At 37.0% G+C, this 14,854-nt stretch carries 12 protein-coding genes; 6 read left to right on the plus strand and 6 right to left on the minus strand.

What is annotated here, in order from left to right; all coding sequences use genetic code 11:
* Window positions 1-1,167 (plus strand): aminotransferase class V-fold PLP-dependent enzyme, encoded by a 1,167-nt coding sequence (locus tag J5J03_RS03990; RefSeq protein WP_208586263.1) that lies wholly within the window; start codon window positions 1-3, stop codon window positions 1,165-1,167.
* A gap of 434 nt (window positions 1,168-1,601) precedes the next feature.
* On the opposite strand, the gene J5J03_RS03995 is transcribed toward J5J03_RS03990, so the two are convergent.
* The 3 genes from J5J03_RS03995 to J5J03_RS04005 form a co-directional block, all read right to left on the minus strand.
* On the minus strand, window positions 1,602-2,357 hold the full coding sequence (locus J5J03_RS03995) for a sulfite exporter TauE/SafE family protein (RefSeq protein ID WP_331460422.1): 756 nt from the start codon (window positions 2,355-2,357) through the stop codon (window positions 1,602-1,604).
* 113 nt (window positions 2,358-2,470) lie between these two features.
* Window positions 2,471-3,289 carry an SDR family NAD(P)-dependent oxidoreductase gene (locus J5J03_RS04000; protein WP_208586265.1) on the minus strand — a complete coding sequence of 273 codons (819 nt, stop codon included), beginning with the start codon at window positions 3,287-3,289 and terminating at the stop codon, window positions 2,471-2,473.
* Window positions 3,290-3,338: 49 nt separating this feature from the next.
* The gene (locus J5J03_RS04005; protein ID WP_208586267.1) at window positions 3,339-4,250 is read right to left on the minus strand and encodes an AEC family transporter; all 912 of its coding nucleotides are present in this window, start codon (window positions 4,248-4,250) and stop codon (window positions 3,339-3,341) included.
* A gap of 182 nt (window positions 4,251-4,432) precedes the next feature.
* Here J5J03_RS04005 and J5J03_RS04010 point away from each other — a divergent pair, with 182 nt between their 5' ends.
* From J5J03_RS04010 to J5J03_RS04025, 4 genes are all read left to right on the plus strand, one after another.
* The gene (locus tag J5J03_RS04010) at window positions 4,433-5,251 is read left to right on the plus strand and encodes a lipoate--protein ligase family protein (RefSeq protein ID WP_208586269.1); all 819 of its coding nucleotides are present in this window, start codon (window positions 4,433-4,435) and stop codon (window positions 5,249-5,251) included.
* Between the two features lie 12 nt (window positions 5,252-5,263).
* Entirely contained in the window at window positions 5,264-6,211 is a 948-nt protein-coding gene (gene lipA / locus J5J03_RS04015) for a lipoyl synthase (protein ID WP_208586270.1), read from the plus strand.
* A 16-nt stretch (window positions 6,212-6,227) separates the two neighbouring features.
* On the plus strand, window positions 6,228-7,019 hold the full coding sequence (locus J5J03_RS04020) for a Cof-type HAD-IIB family hydrolase (RefSeq protein WP_208586272.1): 792 nt from the start codon (window positions 6,228-6,230) through the stop codon (window positions 7,017-7,019).
* 978 nt (window positions 7,020-7,997) lie between these two features.
* On the plus strand, window positions 7,998-8,138 hold the full coding sequence (locus J5J03_RS04025) for a YjcZ family sporulation protein (protein WP_208586280.1): 141 nt from the start codon (window positions 7,998-8,000) through the stop codon (window positions 8,136-8,138).
* Window positions 8,139-8,222: 84 nt separating this feature from the next.
* Here J5J03_RS04025 and J5J03_RS04030 read toward each other — a convergent pair whose 3' ends face one another.
* Complete coding sequence (locus J5J03_RS04030) at window positions 8,223-10,499, minus strand: glycoside hydrolase family 127 protein (protein ID WP_208586283.1); 2,277 nt, start codon at window positions 10,497-10,499, stop codon at window positions 8,223-8,225.
* 142 nt (window positions 10,500-10,641) lie between these two features.
* On the opposite strand from J5J03_RS04030, the gene J5J03_RS04035 reads away from it, so the two are divergent.
* The gene (locus tag J5J03_RS04035) at window positions 10,642-11,508 is read left to right on the plus strand and encodes a helix-turn-helix domain-containing protein (protein WP_208586285.1); all 867 of its coding nucleotides are present in this window, start codon (window positions 10,642-10,644) and stop codon (window positions 11,506-11,508) included.
* A gap of 585 nt (window positions 11,509-12,093) precedes the next feature.
* Here J5J03_RS04035 and J5J03_RS04040 read toward each other — a convergent pair.
* Entirely contained in the window at window positions 12,094-13,272 is a 1,179-nt protein-coding gene (locus J5J03_RS04040; RefSeq protein WP_208586287.1) for a D-alanine--D-alanine ligase family protein, read from the minus strand.
* Window positions 13,273-13,293: 21 nt separating this feature from the next.
* The coding region (locus J5J03_RS04045) for a UDP-N-acetylmuramoyl-tripeptide--D-alanyl-D-alanine ligase (protein ID WP_331460423.1) at window positions 13,294-14,854 on the minus strand (1,561 nt) is incomplete at its 5' end.

Raw genomic sequence — 14,854 nt, forward strand, 5'->3', positions numbered from 1 at the left:
ATGGGATATTCAAAAGAAACAACACTCGCACATGGAGGGAGTCAACAAGGTTATCAGGAAAATCATACAGGTGCAGTTAACCCACCAATTTATGTATCATCTACCTATCATCAGCAGCAACTAAACGAATTTGGTGATTATGATTATAGTCGATCTGGTAATCCTACGCGTGACCAATTAGAAGCAGCGATTGCCAAATTAGAGAATGGGACAGCAGGGTTTGCTTTTTCATCTGGTATGGCGGCGATATCGTCGGCATTTATGCTGTTACAAGCTGGCGATCACATCGTCATTACCAAAGATGTTTACGGTGGTACTTTTCGTTTTGTCACGCAATTGTTAACACAATTTTCGATTGAGCATACTTTTGTTGATATGACAAATCCAGCAGAAATAGAAGCAGTGATTCAGCCAAATACAAAGGTAATATACATGGAAACACCAGCAAATCCCTTATTACAGATTACCGATATTAGTCAAGTAGTTCAGCTTGCGAAGAAATACAAATGCTTAACATATTTAGACAATACCTTTATGACTCCTTTGCACCAACAACCATTAGATCTTGGTGTCGATATCGTCTTACATAGTGCCACTAAATTTTTATCTGGTCACAGTGATATTGTTGCCGGTTTAGCCGTTACCAAAAATGAAGAATTGGCCGCTAGACTGAAGTTTGTCCAAAACACGTATGGTGCGATTCTTGGTGCAAAAGACTGCTATCAATTATTGCAAGGTATGAAAACATTGGAACCAAGATTTTCTAGAAGTGTGTCATCAGCGATAAAGCTAGCTGAATATTTCGATTCACATGATGAAATAGAACATGTCTATTACCCAGGTTTACAACATCATCCCGGTTCTTCTATTCATGCCAAACAATCCTCTAGCCCAGGCGCCGTATTATCTTTTGTAATAAAGGATCATGTCGATGCCAAAAACTTTGTGGAACAATTATCTATTCCTGTGTTTGCAGTTAGCCTTGGTGCAGTCGAGTCGATTTTATCTCACCCGGCTACCATGTCCCATGCTGCAATGCCAGTAGCAGAAAGAGAAGCTAGAGGTATTAGTGAACGACTATTCCGTTTATCTGTTGGGATTGAAAATGTAGAAGATCTTATCGCAGACTTTAAAAATGCCTTAACCGTAGAAGCTAAGGTGTTATAAGTAAAGCTTGATAATCCACTGCTACTGTGAACTAATGAAAATTTGTCTCGATACTATCGTTTGTTGAGCGGACATCTGGTGCGTTAATTGACGGAATAGCACCCGTTTTTCGGTGTTTGCGGACATTTAATACCTTAATCGAATCATTTGAACTTCAAGTAACACTATAGTCGATGAATAGCGGAACAGATGTCCGTGGGCACCCTAAAAACAGAGCTTTTGTTACAAATAACGGAGCAAATGTCCGTCTTTTTCCACACTGCAGCACAACACTTATTCCCATTCAAAATCTTTGTTCAACTTAAACGTCTGTATATCCCATCATTTCAAACTTCAAGTAACACAGTGATAACAAGAAGCTAATACCTTGATAAGCTTCACTAATGATCAAGGGGCAAAATCCCCCAGACCATAGCCCCTTTGTTGTTAATCTATTAACCTATCAAAAGCCGAATCGCTCCCAAAGCAGCAAATGTTAATACTAATATTTGAAATAATTTTTGCGGCATAATTTTGATAATCCTTACACCTATCCAAGCTCCGATGAGTATAGCAGGAATAAGCCATACATTGAATGTTATCGACTCGGCTGTAATAATACCTAAAGAAATATAGAATGGCACCTTGATAACATTCACAAATAAGAAGAACCAAGCACCTGTACCTACAAATTCTTGTTTCGGTAATCCTTTGACGAGTAAATATATTGCCATTACTCCGCCAGCAGCATTACCAATCATTGTAGCAAAACCTGCTAGGACACCCATACTAAAAGTAAAAATCTTTGATTTTGGTAACAGTTTTACGAAGCGTTCTCCTAATTTTTCTCTACTAATATGTAATAAAATAAGTGCTAATATTAAAACACCAATCATTGGTTTTAACTGCTCACTTGTCACAATATCTAACACAAGATATCCAAGTACAATCCCTACTAATACCCATGGTACTAACGAGAATAAATAACGCCAAACAACATTTCTGCGATAATAAATAACAGCAAATAAATCACCGACGATTAATAAAGGTAATAAAATACCTACAGATTCACGAGCCGGAAAGATTATCATAAAAATAGAAACCACCAAAATCCCCATACTCGCTACTCCAGCTTTGGCAAAACCTATTAAAAGTGCCGAAAATATGATAATTATCCATTCTAATATAGTTAACTCAAAAATGATAAACACCTCATTCTATGGATACGATAAAGTGAGACTATGATCAGTGGTGGTCTTACAGACGATTAGCATCGTTAGAAAGTGAGAGTTTTAAAACTCTCACTGACCATTAGCGAATCTTATTAGGAAAAATCCTTCCACCTTAAATAACGATAATCTTTTTCACTTGCTTTAGCAGCCTTTTGTTTTAAATCGTCCAAGTGATCATAAACCGTAACAATCCTCCCTTGAAAGGCTTGTAATTGATCATCGATCATTTTCTCGACCCAACTAGGTGCACGATCAGGTGAAACGTCTACATTATCTTCAAAAAGCTTTTCAACATTGGCTAAATATTTCTTTCCCTCGTTACTGGTTCGCTGATATTTTGTCATGTCCGTATCATTTAAACCGGGATCAAGTGCATAAACTTCAACACTGGTTTCCTGTAATTCCTTAGCTAGATTTTCTGTAAATCTGGCAATGGCTGTTTTGGATGTGCCGTAACCATTTCCATATGGAAAAGCATCAAGTGTGCCTCCTCCAATAATATTAATGATTTTACCGGCTTGTTGTTCCAACATGAATGGAATAACTGCTGAAGCACAATGATAGGTTCCAATTAGATTGGTTTCGATATCTTGTTTAAACAAATCAGAAGACACTTCCCACGTTGGACCTATTGCCCGAAAAGACCCTGCATTATTAATCCACACGTCAATTTTTCCAAACGTATCAATGACATACTTTAAAGTAGTTACTACATCATTTAAATTAGTTACATCCATGGCAACCATTCGGTGGTCTCCCGCATATTGTAACAGCTCTTCTCGAACTTCTTTTAATTGCTGTTCATTTCTTCCGGATCCAATGACAATAAATTCACGTTTAGCAAAATAATGAGCCATGTTTCGACCAATGCCCCTTGTTGCACCAGTAATGAAAATCACTTCTTGATTCATATTATCACCTCTTATGTATATTCCTACTTTAATGGATTAATAGTTTGAACTAGACTATCAGATTAACAATCAACCAAATTAAGATAAAACTGATTATCATCGTAATATTGGACGCAGTACCGACAAGCCGTTGGTTATAGCCAAACATGATGGCATATGGTAATACAGACGCAGGGGTTGGTAATATAAAACCGATCAATAACGTAAATTTAAACATTTCCTCTACTGGTAACCACACGTAACACGCAAACCCGGCAATCAGTCCAATCCCATACTTGGTAAATAAAAATTTCGCAATAAGTTTTCCATACCCTTTTGCAAAAGAGAAGTTTAAGTACAAACCTAATAGCAATAGTGATAACGGCATATTAGCTCCAGAGATTACACTCGTTACATCTATAACTATATCAGGTAATTCAAAACCGATAATATTAATCAAACACATCATTAGATATGTCTGCAGCGGAATCGATTTCGATAATTTAACGATAATCGATCTCGTCTCCAGCATCCCGGCACTACCTGCATATACACCGGCAATAATATAGCTGAGTCCAAATACAATAAATGCATTACCGACATCAAACATGCCAAAATATTTTAACCCATCGAAACCAAATAAACCTTCTACAAGTGGATAGGCAAATAATCCGATGTTTAATCCTGGGACCATCATCCCGAACGTACCTTTAATATCTTTCGGATGATTACGAAATACCATAAGTGCAAGTACGGCATTAATCACACCGTATATAAAAGCAATAATAACCAAATAAAATAATGAAGCCGAAAAGTCAACATCACTAAACGTCACGATAATTAAACATGGTAATGTTAAATTAAAGACTACCCTTGCTATTCCTTCGCCATCTTTTTCTTTAACAAGACTAAATCGTTTTAATACATAACCAATTGCAATAATAACAATTGAAATTATAAATTGTTCGTTAAATCCGCTCATTTTACTGTAACTCCCTGTTGTCTCGTTTCTTTTCACCCCTTCTACTATATCACATCGTGCAACAATTCGTATTTATCTTAATCTTTTGACAGATATAGTCCCTAGATGTACCATAATTATGGAAATAGTTTAAAAATTCTAAAAGGGGGACTAGTTTTCTCATCAAGGGAAACTAACACTATATGACGGAGACATGGTATTTTATAGACACAGAGAAACAGACACCAGCTTACAATATGGCAGTCGACGAGTGCTTACTTCATTGGCACAGCAAAAACAAAATACCACCAACTATTCGTTTTTATGAATGGCTGCCAGCAGGATTGTCGATCGGTTATTTTCAAAAAACCGTCAATAAGATTGATTTGGAAGCAGTCCGGAATCATGGTATAGATCTTGTCAGACGGTTGACAGGTGGGCGTGCTGTTTTACATGATCAGGAATTAACCTACAGTGTGATCGTATCCGAGGCGCATCCTAAAATGCCTAAGTCCATAAAAGAAGCCTATATGGTACTATCAAAAGGATTGTTAGAAGGTTTCCGTAGCTTAGGTATTGATGCATCCTTTGCTATACCTGAGGGTAAGTTAAATACAACACAATCTGCTGTCTGTTTTGAAGAGCCTTCATGGTATGAACTGGTAGTCGATCAAAAGAAAGCTGCGGGCAGTGCCCAAACAAGAAAACAAGGGGTTATTTTACAGCATGGCTCGATCCCGTTATCAGTCGACAATGATAAACTTTATGATTTGTTTATTTACCGAAATGAAAGGGTAAAGCAAAGAGCACGGGATGCCTTTGATAATAAGGCCATTTCTATTGAGCAAGCAGCAAACAGAAAAGTCACATTAAAAGAAGTGAAAGAAGCCTTTAAAAAAGGATTTGAAAAAGGGCTAGACATTAAGCTACAGGAATTTCAATTTACGAAGGAACAAGAACAAGAAATCAGTGAACTTATGGAACGCAAATATTTGAGTGATCAATGGAACTTTACTAGATAGGAGCGATACACAATGGCAAAAGAACAAGAACACCTTCGCAAACCGGAATGGTTGAAAATAAAAATAAATACAAACAAATCATATAACCGTCTAAAACACTTAATGCGCGATAAACGGTTAAATACTGTTTGTGAGGAAGCAAAATGCCCGAATATTCATGAATGCTGGAGTGAGAGGAAAACAGCTACCTTTATGATTCTCGGTGATACTTGTACAAGAGGGTGCCGATTCTGTGCTGTTAAAACAGGCTTACCGAATGAACTGGACTGGGGCGAACCAAAAAGAGTTGCTGAGTCTGTTGAGATTATGGACTTAAAGCATGTTGTTGTCACAGCAGTTGCACGTGATGACCTAAAAGATGGCGGTGCTGCAGTATTTGCTGAAACGGTTAGACAAATTCGCGAAAGAGTGCCAGGTTGTACCATTGAAATTTTACCCTCTGATATGAAGGGTGATTATGAAAGCTTACATACTTTGATGGATAGTGGTCCAGACATTTTTAATCATAACATCGAAACAGTGAGAAGACTTACCAAAAAAGTACGCGCTATTGCCATGTATGACCGCTCTCTTGAATTATTACGCCGCGTAAAGGAAATTGCTCCCAATACTCCGACTAAATCGAGTATCATGGTCGGACTTGGTGAAACAAAAGAAGAACTTATTGAGGCAATGGATGATTTACGCGCCAACAATGTGGACATTGTGACGATCGGTCAATACTTACAGCCTACTAAAAAGCATTTAAATGTGGAACGTTATTACCATCCAGACGAATTCAATGAATTAAAACAAATAGCCTTATCAAAAGGTTTCAAGCATTGTGAAGCAGGGCCACTAGTTCGTTCATCCTACCATGCTGATGAACAAGTAAATCAATCTGCTGCTCAACGTCGTATTAAGTATATGAAGGGCTATGAAGAAACAAGTGGCGAAGAATTAAAGAACTTTACTTTTTAATCAAGGGAGACTGATGATGACCAACTACAAAGCTCTTTTCTTAGATATTGATGGGACTATTCTACGACGTGATCATACGATTGAGGATACGACTAAGCTTGCCGTTAAACAAGCACAATATAAAGGGATTGAAGTATTCCTTGCTACTGGACGTCCTCTCCATGAAGTAGATGATATCGCTAAAGAATTAGAGGTAGATTCCTTTATAGGTTACAACGGGGCATATGCGATTTATGATGGAAAAACAGTAGTTGATGAGCCGATATCTAGCTCTGTGATTGATCAATTTTTAGATGTCGCTAAACAAAATGAACATGAAATGATTCTGTATACTAATGAATTAAATTTAGTGACTTCAGAATCAAAGCAAGTAGTAAAAGATTTCATTGATTATTTTGATTTGAAGAATCACCAAGCATATGAAGATATCTATCGCGATCAAATATTAGGTATTACGCTGATGGATGTTCAACCTAATGAACCAGTTCTTTATGATGTAGAGCAAGAGGATATTTATTTTTCACAAGTAAATGTAGCTGGCTTAGAGCATTGTTATGATATGATCAGAGAAAATGTCAACAAAGGGCAAGCTATTCAAAAAGTACTCCAAGAACTAGACATCCCAGCTGAGTCAGCGATTGCCTTTGGTGATGGGATGAATGATAAACAAATGCTGCAATATGTCGGTGAAAGCTTTGCAATGGCAAATGCAAGTCCTGAAGTGTTTCAATACGCCAAACATCGCACCACTTCCGTAGAGGAATCTGGAATCTATAACGGCTTGAAGCAATTAGGGATTGTTAACTAATCCACATTAGATATAAACTGCGAAGTAATGAAAATACTGTTTGTTCGAAACTAAAAGCATAGTCACCTATGAAGTAATTTTGACATATATCGTGATTATAACTGCCACTCCGGCTGCCCACTTCCCTTTCCGTGGGGTTTGCCCTTCATCTAATTTTTTCGAGCAAATACCGCTCGAAAAAGTGGATCTTCAGGTCAAACAATTCCCACAGGAGTGAAAGTGGGCGGCCTTCGTTAAGATATGCTCCACAACACTAATTCGAAATCAACCAGTCGATTTCTCACCAACCATAGTCGCATAGGGTGCGACTACTCAGGGGGGTTTACAGCCGATTAGCATTGCAATAAAACAGAAAAGTTTAGTACCTTGAGTCCATTTCATTCTATACTCAGCGAACAAAAATAGCGGAGGCAGAATACGGAGACTCCTGTGGGACAGCGAGAGCTGAAGATCCACTTGGTAAAGTGGTTTTCTTTACCAAGTTAGCTGAAGTCGAGCCCACCGAAAGCGCAGTATTCTGCCGGAGCGAATGGTAGCACTCTTCAAAATTCAGCGTGGAAGAGAGCAAATCCTTTTCACGTTATTTCATAGTATATCAATTATCTGAACAGTTATATATTAGATCACAAAGAAGCCAACCTCGTTGTGAAGTTGGCTTCTTTGTGTTTTGTGAAAACAGACACCTTAAATGGATAGGGGAGCAACAAGCTAGCATACATATAAGCAGGCTAAAGTGGACTAATTATTTAGGCTTACATGTATATTATTAATTAATGAACTTTCCACATTCACTAATTAATAGGATGAATATAATATAACAAACCTTTTTCACTCCAACAGTAAACTTGTAAATATATCTGACAATAAATTTTCCAAAGCTGGTATCGCCCATTTTCTCTAAAACTAGTCATTTACCCTAACTTATCTGTAAAAAGTACATACATTATATAGTGACAATACACAAGGAGGTTGATAGGAATGAGCTATTACGGAGGCTGCTCTCCATACGGTGGATACGGTTCTGGATATGGACACGGCGGTGGTTATGGCGGTGGATTCGCCCTAATCGTTGTGCTTTTCATTTTGTTAATTATTGTAGGTGCTTCTTTCTATAGCTAATTATATATCCAGGATATCCTGTTCCATCATTAAGCAAGATCCCCGCTAGCCGGGGATCTTTTCAATTATAGAATAACCCTTACCCTATAATGAAGGTTCATTTAACATTCGAACATGATATACGCCACCAGCAATCTTATTTTTTTCTGCATAAAAGGTAACCGTCACTTTGTCTTTACCATTGATAAGTGCCGTTGGTATCGGGTAGGATTTGGAATATAACTCGCCAATATTTGGTTTATTAAAGTGTTCTCTAGCTAGCACATGTCCATCAATTTTGATTTCAAAATCTCTTTCCATCTTCTTACCACTAATTTCTAACATAAAATCACTTTTGTTATACGTGATGTATAAATACATCTCTTTTTCCGGATCAACTCGTAAGTCATAACTAAAATATCCTTCATCCCGAGCATCTCTCCAACCGCTATGGACGTCATTACTATAACTGGAAGTTGAATTTTTCGCCTGGATATTATGATCTACTTCTGGTTGCTGTTCATTCGGCGTAACCTCATCAACTATAATTTTTTGTTCTCGAGCTTTTCGTTTTCTTTCTTCATCACCAAATTCTTTGAACTCCTGTTCCGACATAATATTCCAATAGATAGTATAACGTTCGTGGTGGATATTATAAAAAGGTTTCAACTGTAGCTGTTGATGGCCAGGTTGTCCGATAGCTTCTGTTTCAAATACCAGCTTTTTAACGTCTTTAATCTTTATCCAATCATTCAACGGTTCATTTGTCACCAATACTGGCACATCAATTAATGGATGATTATTTAATGCCTGGTGATCATCCAGAATATCTGTTTCAGGAAAATTTTCACGCCCTAATGCCCCTGCTAACACAATCGGTCCGTACATGATAACTTGCTTTTTCTGATCATCTTTTGCATGGTATCGATGTAAATTCAATGGTAGATCATACGTAATCTGATCTCCACTTTGCCAAGCGTGGTTGATAATTAGGTATCCATTAACTTCTTTCGTTTTTACTTCATTTCCATTAATTCTAACTGTCGGTACACCAGAGAACCAGTAAGGCTTGCGAAAGGCAATTTCTTTTATTTCACTGCTAGCCTTTTCGATTGTGATGGTTGTGTTTGGCTGATATGGAAAAGTGGTTTGTTGACGAACAACCATATCATCATTATCGATGGATGCTTCTGCGGAGATAAATAAATGGACGTACAATCTGTCAGCTATTTTTTCAAAAATACGTCGATTATATCTAGCTGGATTCTCCATTCCTGTACCAGTGCAACACCAAAAGGAATGATCGTGTGAATGATATACTTTAAAGTGACCTGGCTCAGAAGATACAAAGTATGTTTTCATTCCTGAATCAGGATCTTGTGACGCAAGAATATGATTATACAAAGCACGCTCGTAATAGTCATAGTAATGAGCCGATTGCTCCCATGTAAAAAGAATTTCCGTTAACTTAAGCATGTTATAGGTATTACATGTCTCCGTTGTCAATATCCCCAATTCTTCATCATTTTCTGGACCAAAATGTTCCCGAATACTATTTCCACCAATAGCATACGTGCGATAACGAACGACTTGATCCCAAAAAAATGTCGCTATCTGCTTATATTTTTCCTTCCCTGTGATATTATAGAGTTTAGCTACTCCTATCACTTTTGGAATTTGTGTGTTGGCATGCTTTCCTTCTAAATCATCTTGTTTATTCGCTAATGGATCTAATACCGCCTCATGATAAAATCTTTCAGCTAACTCTAGGTAACTCTTATCAGCTGTTATTAAATAAAGATCAGCAAATGCTTCATTCATCCCACCATGCTCACAAGTCAACATACGTTGGAATTGGTCTTTTGTTAAACCTTTCAAGCCGTTATATGCCCAATCAGCAAGTTTTGTTACCATTTCCAATGCTAATCTGGAACCAGTTATCTGATGAACATCGATAAGTCCTGCATATATCTTATGTATGGAATACCACGGTACCCATGATCCTCCTAAGCTAAAGTTCCCTACTTCAAACTCACCAGAAAACACCTTGTCAAAACAATCTCGAGAGAAACCACTTACATAGCCATCTTTATCAAGTGACTGAACAGTAGCTAATTCAGATAAAGCATATTCCATTTTATTTTTTAAAGATTCATCTTGAGTTACTTGATACATTGTTGCTGCAGCTGACAGCCAGTGACCAATCGAATGGCCAGCAATTTCCATTGACTCCCATCCGCCATATCGATCTTTTTTAGCTGTCTTACCTGCTGCCTCATAACATGGCGCAACAAGTCGATCAACATCTAAATATAATAAGTATTCCTTTCCTTTCTGTTGAGAGTTTTTAAACATTCCGTCTAACAAATTCACTTTTTGCATATTATGCACCTCCACTAGCTTTTCCTTAATACTAGTATGAAGTGTTAAGGTACCATTGTACATTCACAATAACTAAAATTACATATCTTTTTTTTAGATTTCTGATAAGATATAATTAAACTGTTTTAAAGGAGCGATCGTTTTGGCTCATCCAGTAATTATATCAAGCTACTCATTCCCACTTATTCATGAAATAGGTTTAATGACTGATAAAAATGGTGTGGAGAAACATCCAGATCGTGTGATGCCTAAATTAAATGTATTTGTTTACGTTAAAAAGGGACAATTACAAGTTATAGAAGATAACGAAGTATATAACCTAAAAAAAGGATCCTATCTTTTTCTTAGAAAAAACATCCATCATTGGGGGACCGAATTCTATCAACCTGGTTCTGAGTGGTTTTATATTCATTTCTTTAACCACGACATACAGGAAAGTGTTAATGAATACAGCATGTATGGAAAAACTTCACTCGTTCATCATGAAGAATACCAGAGAAAGCTGACATTGCCTAAATATGGTGAAGTTTCTCACCACGGCTACACCCAGTCACAACTTGAGCAATTATTCGAAATGTTTGAATCATCTCACCCGATGCGACCTTTATTAACCAGTATGCATACACATCAGTTCTTTTTAGAGATATACTTGGAGAATTTGGAAACCTATACAAATAAAAAATCAAATAGAATGATAGCTAAAATGATTCAGTTAATTGATGAACAACAAAGCAACAAGTTATCCAGCCAAGAAATATCGGAAGCTTTAGGTATGAATTATGCGTATCTCTCTACCCTGTTTAAACAGCATACAGGTAAAAGCATTACACAATATCAAAATGAACGCATGGTGGAAAAGGCAATTCAATTATTTCGCAAAGAAAACTATAATGTTTCAGAGGTAAGCGACAAACTAGGATTCTCTAATCCTTTTTATTTCAGCCGAGTCTTCAAAAAAGTAACCGGCATGCCGCCGACAGATTACTTGCGACAAATATACCGAGGGTGAAATATAGCTATGTATTTTTCTCCACTCCAATATTAATCGGCTCCATTTGCTACTGATGCATCTTTAGGGATAATGCAATTCTGGAGAGGTGCATTAATTTGCTGTGACAAATCACCGCTTTGTTGGATCCTTACCTAGGCCTCTTTTCTATATATAGATAGATTTGTTGATTATACGGCTTATTCAACAAATCTTTCTTTCATCCCTTAGGTTTGTTGATTATCTCGATTTATTCAACAAATCTTTCTTCTCATCCTTTTGATTTGTTGATTATCTCGTTTTATTCAACAAATCTTTCTTCTCATCCTTTTGATTTGTCGATTATCTCAGCTTATTCAACAAATCTTTCTTCTCATCCTTTTGATTTGTTGATTATCTCAGCTTATTCAACAAATCTTTCTTCTCACCTTTTTGATTTGTCGATTATCTCAGCTTATTCAACAAATCTTTCTTCTCACCTTTTTGATTTGTCGATTATCTCGATTTATTCAACAAATCATTTTTCCCCTTCTACGGATTTGTTGTTTTTATCGTGCAAAAAAAAAGACACGGTAAATAAATTCTACTCCGTGTCTTCAACATGATTTATTTTCCTTTTGCCCCCTGCCCCTTACTGTGTAGTGAGAAAAGGTTAGTGTCAATGGAGAACTGGATCGATTGGCGTTCTCTCTCTCGTTTTAACGCTAGTTGGATAAGTTGATCTGTTAATTGTTCAAAATCTTTTCCGCTTGGTTCCCATAAATAGAAAGATAGTGAACCTGGAATCGTATTGATTTCATTGACAAAAACTTTTCCATCGGGGTTTAGTAAAAAGTCGATTCGAGATACACCACTAGCATTCAATAAGCGGAAGGTTTTCTCTGCCAGTTCTTTAACCTTCGCAGTAGCTTGCTCACTAATTTCTGCAGGGATAATCCGATTTACACTTTCCATCCCTTTTGTATCTCCTGTTTTACCACCACTCTGATATTTATCTGCATAAGATAAAATTTCATCGGTGCTTAACACCTGTTCACAGACCGAGCTTTCCACTTTCTCATAGTCACCAATCACAGAACAGTTAACCTCTGTTAAATCTGTTACCATTTTTTCAATAATCACTTTAAAGCTATAGGAAATCGCAAGCTCAATAGCCTCTTCTAATTCCTCTTCATTTTCTGCCTTGGAAATTCCTACGCTTGATCCAAGGTTAGCAGGTTTCACGATAACCGGATAACCGACTTTGTCTGCCATTTGCTTTATCTCATCTTGCTCTTCATGCCACTGACTTGAGTAAAACCACTCATAATCAACAATAGGTATTCCGGAATCATGCAAAATCTGCTTCATCATTACTTTATCCATACCAGCTGCTGATGACGCAACATCACAGCCGACATAAGGAAGACCTAATAATTCCAGATAACCTTGTAATGACCCATCCTCACCATTTGTACCATGAATAACCGGGAAAACAATATCTATAGTTGTAATAACTCCTTTTGAGAAAAGGGAACGTTCCTTTTTCTTTAATACAATATTCCCTTCTCCTTCTTGTTCTAATACGACTTTGTCAGCTTGTTTAAACAACTGGTCCAAGTCTTTATAATTTTCGATATCTGTTAATACATCGCCTGTATACCATTCTTTTGTTTTGCTAATATAAATCGGTACTGGTTCATATTTGGATCGATCGATTGCATTATATGCTTGAAGTGCCGAGATAACGGAAACTTCATGTTCTACAGAAACGCCACCAAAGATAACGGCTACTTTCGTTTTCACTGCCTATTCCTCCCAATATCATTACTCGTTATATGTGTCAGGTAAATCATTCTCCAATAAAATAATCGCATCTTGCCGGTTTAATGCTTGTATTTGTGATATCGCATGATTTAAGTCTTTTGCGATAAACAATTGCTCTTCCGGGTAACCTTTTTCACGAAGACCATCCTGAATAGGTTTTGTCTGTTTTTCACCTACTAAAATCACATAGTCACACGCATCACTCGCATATTCACCAAATGCTTTATTATATGAATATTCCTTATCACCTAATTCTACCATACCTGGTGTCACCAATACTTTAAATCCTTCCATTGAGGAGAGTACTTCTAAAGCCATTCGGGAACCGGTCGGATTTGAATTAAAACTGTCATCAATTACTGTTAAATTACCGAAGCCTTTCTTTATTTCCATTCTGTGTTTCACTGCCTGAATCTTCTTCACACCCATTTGCAGTTTGGCGAGAGGTACTCCCATTTCCCACGCCACACTAATCGCAGCCAAAATATTATATACATTATGCTTACCTAATATCTTTGTTTCAAAATCTGCATCTAATGTTCCTGCTTTATTCGTCACTCTAAAAGTCGTTCCTTTTTTGTGAAAACGAATAGCAGAAGCTAAGTAGTCTGCTTCTTGATCATCGATTCCAAAATAAACTTTACGGCACTGATTTTTCGGGGTATAAGACATAATGTTTGGATCATCACGATTGAGGAAAGCAATGCCGTCAGCAGGCAATGTTTCAACAATCTCATATTTGGTTTTTTTAATGTTGTCTAATGATTTAAACGTTTCTAAGTGCTGTTCCCCAATTGCTGTTAGAATCGCATATTTATGCCCTACTAACTCACAGATTTCTTGAATATTGCCAGGCTCTTTCGCCCCCATTTCAGCAATAAATACATCATGATATGGCTTTAAAGAGTTCCGAATAGTGATCGTTACACCGATTTTCGTGTTAAAACTGTTCGGTGTTTTTAACGTGTTAAAGTGTGATGACAATATCGTATCTAAAATAAACTTTGTACTTGTTTTACCGAAGCTCCCTGTAATACCAATTGTTTCGGTATTTTTCGCACTGTTGATAATACGTTTTGCATCTTGGTAATAATATGCTTTAATTCTATTTTCAATCGGTTTATTCATGAGATTCGCCAATAACACTACTCCGTATGTGAGAATAGAACCTAGTACAATCACTAACCCAGCATAGCTTAACGGGTAATCATTCCAAATAAAATGTAAGCTAGTTGCTAGGAAGAAAAGATAGATAATTGCAATAGTCGTAATCAGACGTTTGACACGTGCGGTCACAGCTAATTTTTTCTTTTCTTGTTTATTTCTAGGCACAAATAGACCTAGCAATACGATCACGAATATGAGCCAATTCCACGCCAAAAATAATAATAGTAGTGCGAAAAGAAGTGCTAACCACTCATGAACCGGTACAACTTTTGACCAATGCTCTGTCATCCAGCGCCATAATCGATTGTTAAAATAACTGTTTAATTGCAGCATGTGGATTGATTGTTTCACTCGGAAGAATACATATACCATCCATAATACACTGACAATTGAA

Origin of the sequence: Gracilibacillus suaedae, from assembly GCF_017599345.1 — a bacterium.
In the GTDB taxonomy this organism is placed as follows: domain Bacteria; phylum Bacillota; class Bacilli; order Bacillales; family Amphibacillaceae; genus Gracilibacillus; species Gracilibacillus suaedae.